The organism is Desulfopila sp. IMCC35008 (assembly GCF_010646885.2).
In the GTDB taxonomy this organism is placed as follows: domain Bacteria; phylum Desulfobacterota; class Desulfobulbia; order Desulfobulbales; family Desulfocapsaceae; genus Desulfopila.
Genome location: NZ_CP050700.1, coordinates 5,483,092 through 5,501,285 on the forward strand (window position 1 = coordinate 5,483,092; position 18,194 = coordinate 5,501,285).

General features: G+C 50.3%; 17 protein-coding genes. 7 read left to right on the forward strand and 10 right to left on the reverse strand.

Annotated elements, in window-relative coordinates:
• Positions 1 to 28 precede the first annotated feature (28 nt).
• The 3 genes from GA520_RS23425 to GA520_RS23435 all read right to left on the reverse strand — a co-directional run bounded on the left by GA520_RS23425 (position 29) and on the right by GA520_RS23435 (position 1,304).
• A complete protein-coding gene (locus tag GA520_RS23425) occupies positions 29 to 529 on the reverse strand; it encodes a hypothetical protein (RefSeq protein ID WP_240910025.1) in 501 nt (166 codons plus the stop codon).
• Positions 530 to 713: 184 nt separating this feature from the next.
• Positions 714 to 866 carry a hypothetical protein gene (locus tag GA520_RS23430; protein ID WP_163335842.1) on the reverse strand — a complete coding sequence of 51 codons (153 nt, stop codon included), beginning with the start codon at positions 864 to 866 and terminating at the stop codon, positions 714 to 716.
• Between the two features lie 114 nt (positions 867 to 980).
• Entirely contained in the window at positions 981 to 1,304 is a 324-nt protein-coding gene (locus GA520_RS23435) for a pyruvate kinase (protein WP_163335843.1), read from the reverse strand.
• 305 nt (positions 1,305 to 1,609) lie between these two features.
• Between GA520_RS23435 and leuC the strand changes: the two genes are divergently transcribed.
• Both leuC and leuD read left to right on the forward strand, forming a co-directional pair.
• On the forward strand, positions 1,610 to 3,028 hold the full coding sequence (gene leuC, locus GA520_RS23440; protein WP_163335844.1) for a 3-isopropylmalate dehydratase large subunit: 1,419 nt from the start codon (positions 1,610 to 1,612) through the stop codon (positions 3,026 to 3,028).
• Positions 3,025 to 3,648 (forward strand): 3-isopropylmalate dehydratase small subunit, encoded by a 624-nt coding sequence (gene leuD, locus GA520_RS23445; protein ID WP_163335845.1) that lies wholly within the window; start codon positions 3,025 to 3,027, stop codon positions 3,646 to 3,648. Before leuC ends, leuD begins: the two co-directional genes overlap by 4 nt.
• 23 nt (positions 3,649 to 3,671) lie before the next feature.
• Here leuD and GA520_RS23450 read toward each other — a convergent pair whose 3' ends face one another.
• The 4 genes from GA520_RS23450 to GA520_RS23465 are packed head-to-tail and all read right to left on the reverse strand — an operon-like array spanning position 3,672 to position 7,668.
• A complete protein-coding gene (locus GA520_RS23450; protein WP_163335846.1) occupies positions 3,672 to 4,496 on the reverse strand; it encodes a ComEC/Rec2 family competence protein in 825 nt (274 codons plus the stop codon).
• A 21-nt stretch (positions 4,497 to 4,517) separates the two neighbouring features.
• The gene (locus tag GA520_RS23455) at positions 4,518 to 5,618 is read right to left on the reverse strand and encodes an AI-2E family transporter (RefSeq protein WP_163335847.1); all 1,101 of its coding nucleotides are present in this window, start codon (positions 5,616 to 5,618) and stop codon (positions 4,518 to 4,520) included.
• Positions 5,619 to 5,673: 55 nt separating this feature from the next.
• Positions 5,674 to 7,116 carry a lytic transglycosylase F gene (locus GA520_RS23460; protein WP_163335848.1) on the reverse strand — a complete coding sequence of 481 codons (1,443 nt, stop codon included), beginning with the start codon at positions 7,114 to 7,116 and terminating at the stop codon, positions 5,674 to 5,676.
• Between the two features lie 9 nt (positions 7,117 to 7,125).
• Positions 7,126 to 7,668, reverse strand: coding sequence for an acyloxyacyl hydrolase (locus GA520_RS23465; RefSeq protein WP_205749180.1), 543 nt, complete (start codon positions 7,666 to 7,668; stop codon positions 7,126 to 7,128).
• 169 nt (positions 7,669 to 7,837) lie between these two features.
• On the opposite strand from GA520_RS23465, the gene GA520_RS23470 reads away from it, so the two are divergent.
• The gene (locus GA520_RS23470) at positions 7,838 to 9,007 is read left to right on the forward strand and encodes an MFS transporter (RefSeq protein ID WP_240910026.1); all 1,170 of its coding nucleotides are present in this window, start codon (positions 7,838 to 7,840) and stop codon (positions 9,005 to 9,007) included.
• Here the strand turns inward: GA520_RS23470 and GA520_RS23475 are convergent.
• Complete coding sequence (locus GA520_RS23475) at positions 8,999 to 12,091, reverse strand: HD domain-containing phosphohydrolase (protein ID WP_163335849.1); 3,093 nt, start codon at positions 12,089 to 12,091, stop codon at positions 8,999 to 9,001. The genes GA520_RS23470 and GA520_RS23475 overlap by 9 nt on opposite strands.
• 33 nt (positions 12,092 to 12,124) lie before the next feature.
• Between GA520_RS23475 and GA520_RS23480 the strand changes: the two genes are divergently transcribed.
• The 4 genes from GA520_RS23480 (at position 12,125) to GA520_RS23495 (ending at position 15,952) form a co-directional block, all read left to right on the forward strand.
• A complete protein-coding gene (locus GA520_RS23480; RefSeq protein ID WP_163335850.1) occupies positions 12,125 to 12,772 on the forward strand; it encodes an SGNH/GDSL hydrolase family protein in 648 nt (215 codons plus the stop codon).
• A gap of 177 nt (positions 12,773 to 12,949) precedes the next feature.
• Positions 12,950 to 13,912: an HlyD family secretion protein gene (locus tag GA520_RS23485; RefSeq protein WP_163335851.1), complete on the forward strand. Its 963-nt coding sequence runs from the start codon at positions 12,950 to 12,952 to the stop codon at positions 13,910 to 13,912.
• 8 nt (positions 13,913 to 13,920) lie between these two features.
• Positions 13,921 to 14,841 (forward strand): ABC transporter ATP-binding protein, encoded by a 921-nt coding sequence (locus tag GA520_RS23490; protein ID WP_163336481.1) that lies wholly within the window; start codon positions 13,921 to 13,923, stop codon positions 14,839 to 14,841.
• Complete coding sequence (locus GA520_RS23495; RefSeq protein WP_163335852.1) at positions 14,834 to 15,952, forward strand: ABC transporter permease; 1,119 nt, start codon at positions 14,834 to 14,836, stop codon at positions 15,950 to 15,952. Before GA520_RS23490 ends, GA520_RS23495 begins: the two co-directional genes overlap by 8 nt.
• A gap of 27 nt (positions 15,953 to 15,979) precedes the next feature.
• Here GA520_RS23495 and GA520_RS23500 read toward each other — a convergent pair whose 3' ends face one another.
• Positions 15,980 to 17,437, reverse strand: coding sequence for a TrkH family potassium uptake protein (locus GA520_RS23500; protein WP_163335853.1), 1,458 nt, complete (start codon positions 17,435 to 17,437; stop codon positions 15,980 to 15,982).
• Positions 17,438 to 17,482: 45 nt separating this feature from the next.
• On the reverse strand, positions 17,483 to 18,193 hold the full coding sequence (pyrF, locus tag GA520_RS23505) for an orotidine-5'-phosphate decarboxylase (protein WP_163335854.1): 711 nt from the start codon (positions 18,191 to 18,193) through the stop codon (positions 17,483 to 17,485).
• Position 18,194 lies beyond the last annotated feature (1 nt).

An 18,194-nucleotide genomic window follows, 5' to 3' on the forward strand; every position in this document is an offset into this window, starting at 1 on the left:
CTTTTGTATTCATTATGAACGCTCCGACCTACAGCGCTATCCGGATCGCAGCTCCCAGAAAAATGGTATCAGAATCGATATCGGTGGTCTCGTTATCAAGCTCGGCTGAATCATTAAAACGATAGAGACCGTAGAAGTCACCGTAAATCCCCGGCAACAGCTCAAGATTTAAACCTGCCCGAAAGGCAAAAAACGGTTCATCCGCCAGGTCGCTGTCCCGATACTCCCAACCGATACCTGCCCCTGCATAAATTGACCTGCCGACCAGCACAAAGGCCTGGGGGGCAAACGCCGTCTCGCCATACTTATCCGGCAGGATTTCCAAGTCCACCTCAAGACCAATCAAACCCGGCCAGTACTGGTAACTGGCCAGATAGCTAAAACCGTCATCATCGACATCATCAAAATCGATGTCATCCACTGACGTCCAGTAATTTATCCCGCCGCCAATCCGATGTTCTGCCGCCTGCAGTTTCCCGGCCAGGCAAAACAGGAAAAACAGAGAAAATACTACGCTCCACTTTTTCATTTCTTCTCCTCCTTACTATTTTTTTCTCACAATCAGCACCTTGGGGGACCAATACTGCAAACAGAAGACTCTTAATACCCTGAATCATACGTTTTTTACAAGTCTCATATCGGGTAGAACTCGTCTGAATCCATAACCCATGAAGTGGGCTTTGTGTAATCATGATGATGATCCTATAAGAAAATCAGGCCTCACTCATGGGAACCCGGACCAGTTGCAAGGCCCCATCCTGCTCTATGCCGCTTGGTGTTACCCGAGATCCTTCAACCACGGCCAAAAGATCCCCATGACGAACACAGCCTATACGAATAGCCAACTTGATGGCCTGGAAAACCACCTCATCCCGATGCAGCTCCTCGGGAATGATAATAGGTGTAACATTCTTTTAAAGGCTTGCATGCCTGGCCACCTGGCAATGCCGGGTGATCAGGATAGTCGGTACCTGCCGGCTCTATCTGGAAAGAACGGGGTAGAGTGTCTCCTCAGGGTCAAGCAGCAGGGTAGCCTTTGTTGAACGGAACCCTGCAGCTGCGGTAAGAACCGGGTTGCCCTGTTCCTCTTCGAGGAGCTGGCGGTACCGCTCGCTATCGAGCCTTCCACAATGCTCCGCCTCAAATATTATAGATGCCATGGTGCGTGCCACATTCACCGGGTTATTACCAGTGGCTGTCTCCTGGGAAAGCATCACAGCATCGGTTCCTTCAGCAATAGCAGTGCTCACATCAGTAACTTCAGCCCGTGTCGACCTGGCATCTTCGAGTAAAAGTATTCGCATAATCTCCGTCTCTAATCTCTTCCAAAATTTGAACCCGTATTTTACCTTTTGGGACACGGTGACAAGCCCAACTCCGTTTTCCCCACCAGAGATAGCTGTCTGAACTCCATTAGCCGGTCAGGTGAAACTTTCCCTATGGTATGTCAAAAATGACGTGACAGGTAAGACTTATCCTACGTTTCACCAGGAACTCATAGAGACATATGGGAAAATGAGACTATCTCGTTCCGTTTCACCGTTTGGTGGTTATCGTATTACGACGTTGTTGACAAAACACGTCTCAATCACAGACATGAGGAAAAATCATGGGAAAAAACCTGTTTAACAAGGTGTGGGATCGGCATACTGTCAGCCAGCTCTCTCCGACACGTGACCAGCTCTTTATCGGTCAGCATCTGGTCCATGAAGTCACTTCACCCCAGGCATTTGCAGCGCTCCGTGAACGGGGCCTAAACGTCAAATACCCGGACAGGACCTTGGCGACAGTCGATCACATCGTGCCCACTGAAAACCAGTACATCAGGCCCTTTAAGGATAGTCTCGCAGAAGAGATGATGGTAGCGCTCGAAAAGAACTGCCAGGATTTTGGTATCCGATTCTTCAACCTCGATTCCGACTCACAAGGCATTGTCCATATCATCGGCCCCGAAAACGGTCTCACTCAACCGGGTATGACCATCGCATGTGGGGACTCGCACACCTCGACCCACGGCGCATTTGGAGCCATCGCCCTTGGTATCGGCACGTCGCAGGTACGGGATGTACTCGCTACCCAGACCCTGGGGCTGGATCGTCTCAAGGTGAAAAAAATATTCATTAGTGGTGAACGCCAGCCAGGCGTCTATGCCAAGGATATAATCCTCCGTATTATTACAGAGCTCGGTGTCATGGGCGGCATCGGCTACGCGTACGAATTCTGCGGGCCGGCCATAGAGGCTCTCTCCATGGAGGAGCGAATGACAATCTGCAACATGTCCATTGAGGGGGGCGCACGGGTTGGCTACATCAACCCCGATGAAACCACCTTCAACTACCTGCGCGGGAAACCATTCGCCCCTGACGGTGAGGACTTCGACAGGGCCGTACGCTACTGGCAATCGATGGCTTCCGACCCGGATGCAAAATATGATGACCAGTTTGAACTGGATATTTCAACCATGGGACCTATGGTTACTTGGGGCATAACTCCCGGCCAGGGCGTTGAAATAAATTCACCCCTGCCAACACGAGACACCGTCCATGAAAACGAGCGGGAGATAACAGCCAAGGCGTATAAGCATATGGGTTTTGAAGAAGGACAGCCTTTAACCGGACAAAAGATTGACGTGGCTTTTATCGGTTCCTGCACCAATGGCAGGATCTCCGATTTAAGAACAGCTGCATCAATCTTACAGGGGAGGAAAGTTGCAGACCATGTACGTGCACTGGTGGTTCCCGGTTCTAAAAAAGTGAAACAACAGGCCGAAGAAGAAGGGCTGGATAGAATATTTACGACATCGGGATGCGAATGGCGGGAAGCCGGCTGCTCCATGTGCCTTGCCATGAACCCGGACAAACTGCGTGACAGGCAGCTCTGTGCCAGCAGCTCAAACCGGAATTTTATCGGCAGACAGGGTGCCCCCAAAGGCCGCACCCTGCTCATGAGCCCTGCTATGGTCGCTGCTGCTGCAGTCAAAGGCAAGGTTACCGATGTTCGGAATCTCTTGCCCGGAGGGGGAAAATGAACAACTCATCACAGATTAAAGCCGTTTCCGGCCGAGCTGTCCCGTTACCTGGTAACGATATCGATACTGACCGTATTATCCCGGCTCGATTCTTACGCTGCGTAACATTTGAAGCACTTGGAGAACAACTCTTTTGGGACGAAAGGTTTGACGAGCGGGGACAGCCTCTTGATCATCCACTGAATAATCCAAAATTTGGGGGTGGTTCCGTGTTGCTTGTAAACGGTAATTTTGGTTGCGGTTCCTCACGGGAGCACGCCCCCCAGGCAATTAAACGCTTTGGCATCAAGGCCATTATCGGTGAATCATTTGCCGAGATATTTGCAGGTAACTGCACCAATCTCGGTATTCCGGTCTTTACAACCAACCCGGAAACAGTTCAGCGACTTATGCAGATAGTGGAAAGTAAACCGGAAACTATTCTGGATCTAGACCTGGAAGAGGCATCTGTCACGTTAGGGGGGGAAACACACCCTCTGACCATAACCGATTCATCCCGCACTGCGCTTCTCAAGGGAAGCTGGGACAGCCTGGAGGCACTGCTGCAAAATAGTGATAGAATTAAAGATACCTATAATCAGCTGCCATATATAAATGGATTCGCTGACTTCAGCAGCTAACCAACTGATATTATGATATCGACTTAATGAGTCACCCGGAAATTTCCGTTCTCCGCCACCAGCAACCGTATAGTCCCTTCGATATCGGTTCTGAAGGCGCGCACCTTATTCTCGGCCAGGCGGCCAAGAACCTCGGGAGAAGGTGCCCCGATATCGTTTTGGCCGACACTGATAACCGCGATCGTTGGCCGAACCCGTTTCAACAACTCAGGCGAGGTGGAATCCTCGGCACCGTGATGTGCCAGTTGAATAACCGAGGCAAGAGGAACAGGGCTTTCCCGAAGCATCTGTTTCTCTCCCGGCCCGGCCAGGTCCCCCATCAACAGCAGACTGAATCCTCGATAGCTGACATTCAAGGCCAATGACCGGCTGTTATAATCCTTGCCGCTGTCATAATCCGCTGCCGGATGAAGCACATCAACCGCCAGGTCGCCGCACATCCAGGAATCACCCGCACCGATTACAGAATAAGGCAGGTCATACTGCAACTGGCTGTAATCCTCAAACCCTCGCTCCTCAATGTTCACATCACCATTATCTGAAAACTCGCGGATCGGCATCTTTCTGGCTATCGATTTCAAACCACCATAATGGTCCTTGTGAGGATGGGTGATAATAACGTAATCAAGCCTTTTGACCCCTTCCCTTTCAAACAGCTTGTTCAGACGTGTTCCGCTGCCGATAGGACCGGCATCGACCAGCATGGCACACTTACCCGGCTGGTGTAATAGCGTCGCACCACCCTGACCCACATCCACAAACCAGGCGGAAAATCCTTCAGCTCCCATCACGACCATAGGAGCTCCCAAAATCAAGCCGACAATCACATAAACCAACCTTCGTACCATAGCGATCTGCACCTGCTGCTTTTATTGCTCTTCATCCTCTTTCGGCCTCACCGCTTCCAGGGCGGGACCCACATCCGGAAGATACTCCTTGAAAACACTTCCGTATATTTCCCATATGGAGATAAAAAGAGCCGCAATGATCGGCCCAATAATAATCCCCAGCAGACCGAACATGGTGATACCGCCCAATGTTCCGAAAAGAACAAACAGGTCGTGCATCTCCGTATCTTTGCCAACCAGTCTCGGCCTGACCACATTATCCAGGTTGCCGGAGATAGCGCCGCAAATCACCGCAAGAATAATGACGCCCTTGATATTACCCATGAGTGCCAGTATGATAAGGGCAGGCCCCCAGATGATAGCGGTACCAAACGCGGGGATTACCGAGGTAACAGCCATGACACTTCCCCAGAAGACGGGTCCATCAATGCCCGCCAGGGCAAAGGCGACTCCACAAATGGAACCCTGCATAATGCCGATAATGATGGTCCCCTTGATAGTTGCCCGGGTCACGGAGGTGAAACGACGCAGCAACACTTGCTCATCCTTATCCTTAAGAGGCAGAAAATAGAGAATTTTCTCCAGCAACACACCTCCCATGGTCAGGAAATAAAACATGATGTAGAGCATTATCACCGTCCCGAAAATGGCACTGATGGTCAACCCCGCAACGGACTGCAGGGATTCTACAAGAAATTTTGTCAAGGCCCCGACAAACTGGCCTGCTTTTTCCAGGATAACGTCGCGATAGGGAAGGACCTCTTCATAATAAGGAATCTTTTCAAGGTACTGGGTCAACACCGATGGTTCGGCAATAAAGGACTGAATCCAGGGTGTGACCGACTGGCTGACGGAAATTGCCTGGGCGACAATAATTCCGATCAGTATTGAGAGTGGTCCGAGTATGAGGAAAACAATCCCGAAAATAACCAACAGGGAGGCGAGGTTTTCACGCCCATTCAGCCGCCGGGTCACCCAGCGATGGGCTGGGCTAGCCAAAGCTGAGATCAGACCCGCCATAAACAACGGCATCAGAAACTGATGTATCATGGTCATGAAAATAACTGAAATCAGAATAACCATGCTGAGTAATACTATCTTGTGGACAGCTTCAGGTTTCATTTCCTCGTATCCTTATCCGTTGGTAACAATCTGCACTTCCCTGCGCTCGAAAAAATCACTGCTGTTTCAACAACTTCTCATGCTGAAGTTTGTAGGCAATGTAGTATTTAAAGATATTACTCACATACTGGACCGTTTCACGGCCAATCCTCTTGGCCGCAATAAGCTCCACATTATTGAACCAGAGATTGGGGTTTAAACCTTTTTCTTCCGCCTCTTTCCTCAATTTGGCAACCTTGGCCGGACCGGCATTATAAGAGGCAAAACTGAAAAGCGCCCTGTTCATCGAATCTATACCAGTAGATTCCGGAAAATACCTGTCCGCAACATATCGCAGATATTTTGTTCCCGCATGAATATTGGATTCAAGTTTATGTATATCGGGTATCCCAACGTTCTTATCCTTTGCTGTAGACGGCAATATCTGCATTACACCTACCGCACCGGCATTGCTTTTGAGTTTCTGGTTGAGCCTCGATTCCTGGTAAGCAAGTGCCGTCAGCATCAGGTAATCGAAATCGTAGGTATCACCATACTTGGCAAAAAGATCAATCACCTTGTTGAACCGCTTAATATTCTCCCCATGAGCCGCATTGCTGATATACTTCGTTTCCTTCAAATAGCGGTTAAAGACGACGTTGCCGGTAAGTGTTCCCTTCTTGTTCTGTTGGACATATTCATTGATGATCTTTTTCAACTTCGGACAATCCTTCCGGACGGCCCAGCCGATACGACCGCCGCTGGCAACTTCCACCTTGGAATGCAATCGGATATTTGGCAATATCTTCGCCCAGAACTGGGCCTTGTGCTTATCCACGATAATGGCGGGCAGAAGCTCTGCATTGACCATTTCCATCAGATCCTCATCCTCAAGGTGCTCATCTGCCGCCAGAATGCTCACACGCTCCTTGCCGGTGGAGCCAAACACTTCATTCAGATTCTCAAGGCTTGTATAATAACTGCTTGACTTGCGTACATGAACTTCCATACCTGTCAGTGCAAGAGCGCTCTCCATTTTGGCAGTACTTTTTGGCGTCACCAGGATTTCACTGACACCGGTCAGGAAAGGGTCGCTGAAATCAACCTGCTCCAGACGTTCATCAGTAATGGTCAGGTTACCCACCGCAATATCCCCTAGCCCAAGAGTGAGACTTGAAAACAGCTTTTCCCTCGGGGTGGGAATAATCACTACGTTTACCTCCACATGACGCGACTTCAATTTCTTGTTGAGATAATTGTTAAAACCCATCGCCCCCTCGTAACTGAGCCCTTTGGGTTGTGCACCATCAAAAAAGAAAAACGTCTTGGAGTACGGCATCAGCATCCGGATGACCCTGCGCTCCACCATCCCGGCAAAGTCACCTAAATAGGGTTTATTCTTTTCTAAAAAATCATCAACCGTCGTATCCTTTGATAACAACGCGAATGCCGGCTGGAACGTAAGCAGAACCATGGCAAGACAGTAAAAAGGAATAAGATAGCGTCGTAATAGATTCATCTTGTCCCTTTAAAAAAGATATCCATATCTGATACCGAGTGTATCGAGGCCTTCGTTCGGGTCGAAAATATATGCATTGGAGATATGATCGAACATCACCGACAACCGGTGATGATCGGCAACAGTCACTCCCAGTTCAAAGGTTACACGGAAAAGAATTGGAGAGCCAAGCTCCTTTTTATCCTTCCGGCCTTCATCATCCGTCTCACCATCATGGATGGCCAACCCGAGACCTGTGTCAAAAAAGATACCGTTTCGCCAGGTATATTCGAGTAACCCGCCAGCGTAGACTTTACTGGTATCATCACCGTCATTTATGGAAAAACCGAGGTTCGGGCGGAGCTTTCCGCCCAGCAGTGAATATTCCGGTGTAAAAATCAGCTCACCATTGTAATCGGTTCCCTCTTCACGGCTGAACCCACTCCACAAGTTGTCCACATCATGGGCCAGGACCCCAATGCGAATTTCGTGTATCACATCAATGGACTGCGCATGCATTGGCAGTAAAAAAACAAGCACTACGAGGCCGACAATTCGGCGGAAATTTTTCACACTCAACCTCCAAAATAATTATACCAAAGAAAAAATCATTACGATTTGCCGCAATATATAGGAATTTCGTTTGTTCGTAAATATTCATCATTTTTTGCATCAAGAAAGAGAATAATCTACCACCATTATTTCACGGGCATTCAAAACAACTTTGGTGTAAATGGTGCAAATGACAAAAGTACACCCACCCTTTCAGACCGGTAAAGTTCTCCTCCTTTCTTTTTGTCACTTTATTCACGACATCTATTCCAGCTTTCTGGCACCTCTGCTGCCATTTATAATTGAGAAGTTCGGACTCTCTTTCACCCAGGCCGGATTTCTCTCCACCATCATGCAGATTCCAGCCCTGGCGAACCCGTATATCGGCAAGCTGGCTGACCGGCGGGGCATCAGGTTTTTTATTATTCTGGCCCCCATGCTCACCGCCGTGCCCATGTCGCTGCTGGGACTTGCCCCCAGTTACGGGGTCCTGCTGATCCTGTTGTTTTTTACCGGTATAAGCGTATCCCTGTTCCATGTCCCGGCGCCTGTTCTGGTATATCGCGTTTCCGGTGATAAAACCGGCAGGGGGATGAGTTTTTATATGACAGGTGGTGAACTGGCCAGAACACTTGGGCCGATCTCAATTATCGCGGCGGTTTCCCTGCTCGGCTTTGAGAACTACTACCCGGTCATGATTGTCGGTATTATTGCCTCCGTGCTTATGTTTTTTGCCTTCCGGGACATGCCGACAATTACCCGGCCCAAAGAAAAAAGCTCCCTGCGTGGAACGGTCAAGGATATGTGGCCCCTGCTGGGACCGCTCTCCGCCATTGTGGTCGTTCGCGGCTTCATGCACGCCTGCCTGAGCGCCTTTTTGCCACTCTATATTATCGAGAAAAGCGGTGATCTATGGCTGGCAGGTATTGCCCTCTCTCTTTTTGAGGCCGCCGGTGTTGTCGGCATCCTTACCGTCGGCAACCTCAGTGACCGGTTCGGCAGGAAACGACTGCTCTCCTTTTGCCTGGTTGTTGCCCCCATTTCGCTCCTGCTGTTTACCCAGGCCTCCGGTGCCACACAATTCGTACTGCTCCTGCTTACCGGTTTCTCATTACTCTCCACTACCCCGGTCATGTTGGCCATGATCCAGGAATACAACAGCGACGGATCCTCCACAGCAAACGGCATTTTTATGATGATCAGTTTCATTGCCCGCTCCGCCGTGGTGGTGCTGGTCGGTTTTTCGGCGGATTTGATCGGCCTGGAACAGACCTACCTGCTCTGCGGCCTCATCGGCCTTGCGGGCATACCTTTTGTGCTCACCCTCCGAATAACCAATCGTACCTCCTCTTCAGGATAAAGACATATCACCGACATAACCGGTGAGATCCACCTCATCCACCTGATCGGGGTGCAAGTACTGTTCAGCATATTGCCGATATGTCCCACTGGTGAGAAACAGCCTGAACAGCCCAGGGTCAATATGATTGTTATCCACCATGATCTCCATGATCCGTACGACCTCGCTCAATTTTTTCGGCTCTTTATAGGGTCTGTCAGAAGCAGTAAGAGCCTCAAAAACATCAGCAATAACCATCATCTTCGCCTGGAGTGACATCTCCTTTCCCGAGAGTCCACGGGGATAGCCGGTTCCGTCCATCTTTTCATGGTGCCCGCCTGCAATCTCAGGTACCATCTGCAAATGTTTGGGATAGGGCAGTTCATTGAGCATTACGATGGTCTGGACAATGTGTTCATTGATCCGGTACCTCTCCTCATCGGTGAGGGTTCCCCGTGCAACCTTCAGGCTATACAGCTCGCCCCTGTTATAAAGATATTCCGGCTCGGAAAGGGTAAAACCGTATTCAGCATCATATTCAGCACTGCGTTTACGGTCTCTTTCTACCAGGTGCTCCTCCTTATCCGCCAGCAGAGACTCTGTTACCGGCAATTGTGGCAGTCTGCTTCTGTTCTTACGCTGCTTCTCCTCCCAGGAAATACCGATGCGATCATCAAAATGCCTCTGCCAGGTGGTGGCAGCTATTGCCTCCAACCTCTCGGCCTTCCCTGGCGCCATAACTTCCCCACCAATATTGCATTCGGCAATAAGGGCAAAATCGGTTCTGAGCTGTACCAGCTTATCGTCTAGTTTCCTGTGCAGCAGGAGTTCATCTCCACCATTTTCTGCGAGCTCCTTCAAATAACGAATATGGGCATCCCGGTACAGTACTTCAAAACGCATACGTACTTCATGGATCCGGTCATAAATTGTTTCAAGTTTAGTTGATTTATCAACCACATAGTCCGGCGTGGTCACCTTACCGCAATCATGCAGCCAGCTGGCGATATGAAGGGCCTCCCACTGCTCATCATCAAGGCAAAAATCCCTGAATGGCCCTTTATCTGCTTCACATGCTTTTTGGGCAAGCATCTTGGTGAGGACCGGAACCCTCTGGCAATGTCCTCCGGTATAGTGGGATTTCGAATCAATGGCCCCGGCCAGAAGAGTTACAAAGGATTCCAACAGCTGTTTCTGCATTTTCAGCATCTTCTTTCCTTCGAGGCTGACCGCAGCCAAACCGGCAAAAGTTTGCAGAAACGCCCGCCGTGCCTGTTGTTCCTTTCCCCTGAAGTTATCAACTTCATCAAAAAAGAGACACAATAAGCCTATGCCCTCCTTATTCCTGTTCTGCAAAGGAAAAATAGCCACACTACCAAGTGTGCCACCCACCCCTGCACGAAATTGTTCAAAGAGTTTCCTGTCTTCTGATGCCTCTGTCAAAAAGCTTGTTTTCCCATCCTGAAGTCGAGCAAAAAACTGGACCCGTTCTTCAGGGGCAAAAAGTGGTAACCTGGACACATCCTTCTCGTAGCAGTCTCGTTGCAGGCATACAACCGGAGAGAGTCGGCCGTCTTTGTCATCCACCAGGAAGATCGCGGCCCCATCTCCACGGGAAACCAGCATGGTTTCCTCGGTGATGAGTCGGAGCATCTCATCAAAATCCTGCTCATGTGTCAGGGATTTAATCAGTGTCAGGAATTTCTCAATGGTCTCCTTCATCATGCTCATGGCAATGGCCAGCTCATCCACCTCAGCAATCATTGACCGATTATGTATCGGTTTTGAGAAATCAAAACGATTGATCTGATCAACCTCCCCGGCCAGGGTGCGTAAAGGGGTGGCAATAAGCCGGGCAGCCAGCCAGATCAGCGGTATGGTCAGCAGAATCATGAAGATGGAAATCCCTATAGCCCGTTGCTGAATACTCATCGCCTGCGCCAGCAACTCCTTTTTAGGCGCAACCATAAGAAGATAGTAGGCGTCTGAGTCAGCTTGATCAAGCTTTCTCACCCCCCCGAGCCACTCTTCTCCACCAAAGGCAAAGTCCATAATCTGGGTTTCAAGCCCAAATCTTTCCCTGACGTGGGTGAGAAGCTGATTGTCAAGATCACCTAATTCTGCTAATCGAAATGAGGTTGAATCCTGCTGGACGACCAGCTTGGAGGTGTCACGGTAGGCAATGACCTTACCGCTCTTATGCAGCAGGACCAGTTCCGAATGATCAGTCACCTTGGACGCGGAAAGTCTTTTAGAAAAATTTTCCAGGGTGATATCTCCTGCAACCACGATATTCGAAAGTGGCTTTTTATAGGATAATGTCACCCCAACCTGGCTGGTAAACCAGAACAAGTATGGCTCCACCCCTACCACGCGATCGGTTTTTAGAGACGCTTTGTACCATGGCCTGACTCGCGGGTCGTACCTGGATGGTTGCGGTAATGCCCTTTTTATCTCTGTCAGTGATTCCGAATACCAGATCCTGGTGAGCGATGCCGTGCCATACCTGCTTCGTACAATATTATCGACCACAAAAGCTGAATCAGCAGGGGCGCTGAACTGCTTGCGCATATGCTCACTTACCAGAGCACGGACAATAAAAAAATCGCCCCGGCCGTACCCTACCTGCAAGGCCGTCATCTCTTCAACACCTCGTAATCCAGCAGAAAACTGTGGTAAAAACTGTAACCGTTCTTCAAGGGTTCCGGCATTCTCTATACCTGAATTTGCCAGCATGGTGACAGCCTGCGCCACCGGTCTCCTGGACAAACGGTTCTTCAAACTGAACTCCTTCCCTAACTGGTCAAATATCTGCTGGGTGGTCGAAAGGAGGATATCAGAGGTCTTGGTGTAGTTGTAGATACCCAGGACTGTTCCAAAAAGAAATATCAGGGTGATGAAAAGGGTGGATATCGTTATATGCAGCGGATATCGACCTTTAGCTAAGTGGGGCATGGCGAACCCATCCGGTTGGCCGGGTAGTTGTGGAGTCTCTGACCCGGTAATTGAAGTGGCCCAAAATGAATAGTGTTGTTTCCAGCTTAGCCTGTTACAATCCTGCCTGCAACGACGTATTGAATACGTCAGGCGGGATTTTTCAATCACCGAACGTTGTTCGGCAACAACTGATGGACAGTAATGCAGAAAATAGTAGCGATCGGCGACTGTAATACTTTAGGTGCCGGCAGATGTGAAAAAAGAGGATACCCTGAAAAAGTCGCTGAAAGGCTGGGGGCGGAGATCGTTAACCGTGGTCACACGATGGCAACCAGCCGCGAGGGAATACACCTCCTGAAAGAGGAAGTTGTCAAAGCCGACTGCGTTCTTATTCAATTCGGCCTGGTCGACTCCTATAAAACCTTCAAATACTCGCCCTACGTCCTCTATTATCCTGACAATTTCATCAGGAAAAACCTCCGTGCACTTACCAAAAAATACAAGAAGATATGTCGGAATCAGGGGCTTAATAAAATAATCGGTGAAGTCAATGTTGTGCCCGCTGAAGAATATGAGCACAATATTCGGTCGATGGTCGAACTTGCCTCCCCGCGCAAGGTGGTATTGATAGATACCGTTCCCAATAAGCAACTGGAGAGAAACGGGGAAATACAACGATACAACGGTATCCTCGACTCGATCGCCGCTGATTACCCTTTCTGTACCAGGGTGAAATTATATGCGGATTTCATAGACGGACTGGACACCCTCTATGCTGACCCAACCCACTGTAACAATGAAGGATACGAGAAAATTGCCGAAAAAATCGTTACCATACTGGGTAACTGAGCCATCTTGTGTGTCAATTATCTCTACAGATTTTTTCGTTTCATCGCCCAACTCGCCTCCCTTCCCCATCTTCACCATATAAACAGCTTAATCCGCGTTGTTTTCTTCTTTGCCTTTCATCGTTGATCGCGGTAGCATGAGAGGGAAGGTCATGGTTTCCCTCTAAAAAAGGTGCTCATGTTGCGCAATTATACATCATATCTCTTCCCGTTATTGCTGGTCATGCTTCTCTTCGGATGCCAGGAGGAACCGGAAAAAGCACTCGGCACCCTGGAGTGGGACCGGGTGAACAGCAGGGCTATTGCCTCAGAGCTCATTGTCGATATCTTTGTCGATGAAGGTCAACAGGTAGAAAAAGATACTCCCATTCTCGTCCTGGATAATCGAAAAATTCACCAACAGTGCCTTGAGCATAAAGCTCGCCTTGATAAGGCCAGATGGTACCTAATAGAGTTAGAGAGCGGTCCCAGATCCCAGACCATCGCTGAAGCCGAAGCGCGTCTCGTCGCGGCACAGGCGACGCTTGAGAACCGTGAGAAGATATACCAGCGGCAGCAGCAGCTTTATAAAACCGATATTGCCAGCAGGGAACATCTCGATATCGCACGAAGCAACTTCATAAACGCCAGGGAAAAGGTCAGGGAATACTCGCAGCAACTCAATGAGCTGACAACAGGAACGCGGTTCGAGAAAATCCAGCAGGCCCGGGCTGAGTTTACAGCACTTGAAGCGGGGCTGGCGCACCTTGAACTGCTCGAAGCCGATTATACTGTACTGGCGACCCGAGACGGATTAGTGGAAAGCCTGCCGTTTAACAAGGGCGACAGACCCCCTGCCGGATCTGTGGTCTGCACCTTGCTTACCGGTGAGGGACCGTGGGCGAGGGTCTATATCCCGGAGCCATACAGGTCTGCGATGCAAGTGGACCGGGAGTACCGCCTGAAAGTCGATGGTCTCGATAAGACCCTGCCCTGCAGGCTGAGGTCGATATCTTCCGAGGCCTCGTTTACTCCCTACTATGCCCTGACGGAGAGAGACAGGTCGCGACTTGCCTATGTTGCAGAGCTGGACCTGATTGGCAATGACACCCTGCATCTTACGGCGGGCACCCCGGTTCAGCTCGTGTTGGAGGGTTTGTGAATACAGCGATCCGGGTCTCCGGCCTGACCAAGACCTTCGGCCGTTTCACGGCGGTTGATTGCGTTGACATGAATATCCCCAAACAGACGGTGTACGGTTTTATCGGCCCGAACGGCAGCGGCAAGACCACGGCCATCCGCATGATGTGTGGTCTGCTCCAGCCCACAGCGGGAGAAATCGAGGTGCTGGGAATGAAAATACCCGAACAGACTGAGCAGATTCGTCGTCAGGTGGGATACATGACCCAGAAGTTTTCCCTCTATTCCGACCTAAGCGTCCGCCAGAACATGCAGTTCATGGCCAAAATCATGGGAGTTGGCCGCCGGGAAAGAAAAAAACGGATGCTGGATTTACTGGAGAAGTTCAAACTCTCGTCATTTATCGATCGGCGGGCAGGAGACTTATCTGGCGGCCAGAAACGAAGACTTGCCCTCGCCACCGCAGTTATTCATCAACCCAGATTGCTGCTGCTTGATGAACCGACCTCCGAGGTCGACCCCAACACCAGGCGGGATTTCTGGGACGAACTCTTTGTAATGTGTGAGGCGGGAACGACCATCCTCGTCACTACCCACCTGATGGACGAAGCGGAACGGTGTCACAACCTGGCCATTATCAACGAGGGCAGGAAAGTGGCGGACGGCAGCCCGGCCGAGTTAAAAAAAGTACTCGGCGGACGTTTACTCTCCGTCAAGGGTCCTGATGTTCGCACCATCAGGAAGTTGTTGGCAGAAAGTCCTGAGGTACTGGCCATCACCCAGATCGGTATCTCACTAAGGATCATTCTCGCAGAAGATGTGGCAGACGGACCGGCCAAGCTCGCCAATAGCCTGGCCGCGATTGGTGACAAAAAAATTGAGACGGTCACGCCTTCCATTGAGGATGTCTTTGTCATGATGACCCGTGAAAATGGTGCCAACCATGGCTAGCTTTCCGCCTGTTGCCTCGCTGGTTCGCGTCCTGGCCGTGTGCCAGAAAGAGGTGATCCACTTGGTCCACGACCGGTTGACCTTTGGCATGGTGGTGATGATCCCGTTGCTGCAGTTAGTCTTGTTCGGCTATACCATTAACACCGATGTCCGCCACGTTCCTGCTGCTGTCGCGGATCAAACAAACAACTCATTCTCCCGTCAACTGATCGCCGATCTGCAGGCAACCCAGGTGGTCGATTTCATTCATGGAGTTGACACCCCGCAACAGCTCGAAGCGCTTATTCAGGATGGCTCGGTGGGTGCCGGGCTATTCATCCCGCCCGATGCGGAACGCCGCTATTACGAAGGTGACCGTTCAACGGGCCAGCTGCTGGTGGATGGCTCTGACACGACTCTGGCCGGGGCGGTACGCCAACTCGGCAATTTCCCCTTCATTCCCGGTGGAGCGGTAGCCAACCGGGACAGTGTTCCGACTCTTTCAGTCCGGCTCCTGTACAATCCGCAGAGTCGTGCAGCCCTGTTTACCGTACCCGGATTATTGGGTGTGATCCTGACCATGACCATGATCATGTTTACGTCCATTGCTATCGTCCGCGAGCGTGAGCGCGGGAATATAGAGCTGCTCATCACCACCCCGATCCGCAATATTGAGCTCATGGTGGGGAAGATAACCCCCTATATCGGCATCGGCCTGATTCAGGTTTCGGTCATCCTTCTTCTTGGATCCCTGCTCTTTAATGTTCCTATCGGCGGGAAGCTGCTTCCGGTTTATTCGGCCTGCCTGGTATTCATCCTGGCCAACCTGACACTTGGCCTGATGATCTCCACCTTCGTCAACAACCAGCTGGCGGCCATGCAGATGTCATTTTTCATATTATTGCCCTCCATCCTGCTGTCCGGCTTCATGTTCCCTTTTGTGGCCATGCCGGACGTCGCACAGAAACTGGCCGAAGTACTGCCACTCACACATTTTCTACGAATAATCAGGGGAGTAATACTACGGGGAGAACAACTGAACGGAGCAGTCGGGGATTTACTGTATCTGGCCTGTTTTGCCCTGGTTTTCCTGATTATCAGCACCTTTCGATTCACCAAACGGCTCGATTGATGCTGTCCCTCCGCAGGTAAAACCCGGTTATCTCTTCCAGAAAACCGGAAAGAAAATCACCAGAGCAGAAAACATCTCAAGCCTCCCGACCAGCATATTCCAGGAAAGAAACCATTTGGTGGTATCGGAGAAAAAAGCGTAATTCTCACTTGGCCCTATTGCCCCGAATCCGGGCCCGATATTCATCAAGGTTGCTATAATCGAACTAATCGCAGTGACGTAATCCACCGGATCGAAAAGAACAACGACACACCCACCGACAAGTATTAGAAAGATATTGACAATAAAGTAGCATACCGCAAGATCAACCACTCCGGCTTCCACCGGCTTGCCGTTCAGTCTGACGGTATACACGGTCATCGGCTGGATAAAAATTTTACGGATTGATTCATACATGTACTTGCAGATCAGCACATAATGCACCACCTTTATGCCACTGGTAGTCGAGCCCGCACAGGCCCCAATAAAACAGACGGCAAAGAGGAACATGAGCGCAGCCTGGGGCCAAAGTTCGTAATCGGCGGTGGTAAAGCCGGTGGTGGTCAGGAGCGACACCACCTGGAATGTCCCGTAGCGAAGAGAATCCCAAAATCCATCATAAGTCCTATTAGTATAAAGGACAAGACTGACCGACAGAGTGAAGACAAGAGTAAAGCTCACATACCAGCGAAACTCTGTATTTTGGAGGACGCTTTTTACATCGAGCATCGCCAGTTGGTAAAAGAGCACAAAGGTAACACCGCCAAGGAACATGAACACAATAGTTACCCAGTCGATGAAAGCGGAATCAAAGGCACCGACACTGGCATTCATGGTCGAATAGCCGGAGGTGGAAACCGTACCAAAGGCATGGCAGAGTGCATCGAACAGGGTCATACCGCCGGTCATGAGTAGCACGGTCTGCAGCAGGTTCAGGACAATATAAATGGACCAGAGCCAGAGCATGGTGTCCTTGTTGCGGGCCTTGAACTTCTCCCTGGTTATCACCTGGCCGGGACTTGATTCCGCCCTGAAAATTCGCACCCCACCCATGCCGTGGGGTAAAAAAATCAGGGTCAGGGTCAAAAAGCCCATCCCGCCGAGAAGATGGGTCTGGCTTCGCCAGAACAGCAGGCCGTGGGGTACCGACTCGATATCAGTCAGGATAGTAGCACCGGTCGTCGTATACCCCGACATCATCTCGAAAAAGGCGTCGGTAAACGAGGGTATGGAACCATGCAGTATGAAAGGGAGGGTGGAAACAGCGGATATAACGACCCAGCCGAAAAAAGCCAGAAACAGCCCATCCTTCATGCTGAAATCGTAGTTCTTCCTGTAAATCCGTTTAAATACGACACCAACCAGCACAACAACCAGGGCGGAAACCAACAGGTCAACGAGATCATCTCCGCCATAGTAGAGCGAACAGAGAATCGGTAACACCATGGAACTGCCGGTAACGATCAACAGTACTCCGAAAACATTGGCTATCGAGCGGTAGTTCATACAGGTCTCGTTGCAGGAAAAGTTGGCATAATCTAATAACGCCCATCAAGCGATCGAGGTGATCTCTTCCTGCATCATTTCTATAACCCGCACCGGATCATCAGCCTTGGTAATCGGTCTGCCGACCACCACGTGATTTGCACCATCACCGATAGCGCTGCCTGCGGTGACGATACGCTTCTGGTCATCAGCTAAAGTTTCAATATTCGCTCCGGGCCTGATTCCCGGGGTGACAATCAGCAGTTTATCACCAAGATCACTGCGTATCTTCCCTGCTTCAAGACCGGATGAGACCACACCGTCACAACCAAGCTCCAGGGCTCTTCTGGCCCTGAAAGCAACAAGATCTTCCACCGACTGGGTCATTCCCATAGCCCGCAGATCTTCCTCACCAAAACTTGTCAATACGGTTACTGCCAGAAGCTGCATGTCGCCGCGTGCTTCCACCGCCGCCCGGATAATCGGGTCGTTGCCGTGGATGGTTGCATAGGTGACGCCTCTGCTGTTCACCTGCTCGACAGCCAGCTTCACCGTCTCCGGAATATCGAAAAATTTCAGATCCAGCATCACCTTGTGACCACGATCAACAATCCAGTCGACAATATTGAACCAGTCTGCCATAAAGAGCTGCAGCCCCACCTTGTAAAAGGTTACATGGGACTCACACTTCTGCACCATTTCCTTGGCAAGGACCGGATCTTCCACATCCAGGGCGACGATAATACGCTCATTTAAGGGGATTTTTTTTGTGCTCATA

Coding starts and splice junctions, on each gene's coding strand:
- GA520_RS23425 (WP_240910025.1), bottom strand. CDS start 529: ATGAAAAAGTGGAGCGTAGTATTTTCTCTGTTTTTCCTGTTTTGCCTG.
- GA520_RS23435 (WP_163335843.1), bottom strand. CDS start 1,304: ATGCGAATACTTTTACTCGAAGATGCCAGGTCGACACGGGCTGAAGTT.
- leuC (WP_163335844.1), top strand. CDS start 1,610: ATGGGAAAAAACCTGTTTAACAAGGTGTGGGATCGGCATACTGTCAGC.
- leuD (WP_163335845.1), top strand. CDS start 3,025: ATGAACAACTCATCACAGATTAAAGCCGTTTCCGGCCGAGCTGTCCCG.
- GA520_RS23450 (WP_163335846.1), bottom strand. CDS start 4,496: ATGGTACGAAGGTTGGTTTATGTGATTGTCGGCTTGATTTTGGGAGCT.
- GA520_RS23455 (WP_163335847.1), bottom strand. CDS start 5,618: ATGAAACCTGAAGCTGTCCACAAGATAGTATTACTCAGCATGGTTATT.
- GA520_RS23460 (WP_163335848.1), bottom strand. CDS start 7,116: ATGAATCTATTACGACGCTATCTTATTCCTTTTTACTGTCTTGCCATG.
- GA520_RS23470 (WP_240910026.1), top strand. CDS start 7,838: ATGACAAAAGTACACCCACCCTTTCAGACCGGTAAAGTTCTCCTCCTT.
- GA520_RS23480 (WP_163335850.1), top strand. CDS start 12,125: ATGCAGAAAATAGTAGCGATCGGCGACTGTAATACTTTAGGTGCCGGC.
- GA520_RS23485 (WP_163335851.1), top strand. CDS start 12,950: ATGTTGCGCAATTATACATCATATCTCTTCCCGTTATTGCTGGTCATG.
- GA520_RS23495 (WP_163335852.1), top strand. CDS start 14,834: ATGGCTAGCTTTCCGCCTGTTGCCTCGCTGGTTCGCGTCCTGGCCGTG.
- GA520_RS23500 (WP_163335853.1), bottom strand. CDS start 17,437: ATGAACTACCGCTCGATAGCCAATGTTTTCGGAGTACTGTTGATCGTT.
- pyrF (WP_163335854.1), bottom strand. CDS start 18,193: ATGAGCACAAAAAAAATCCCCTTAAATGAGCGTATTATCGTCGCCCTG.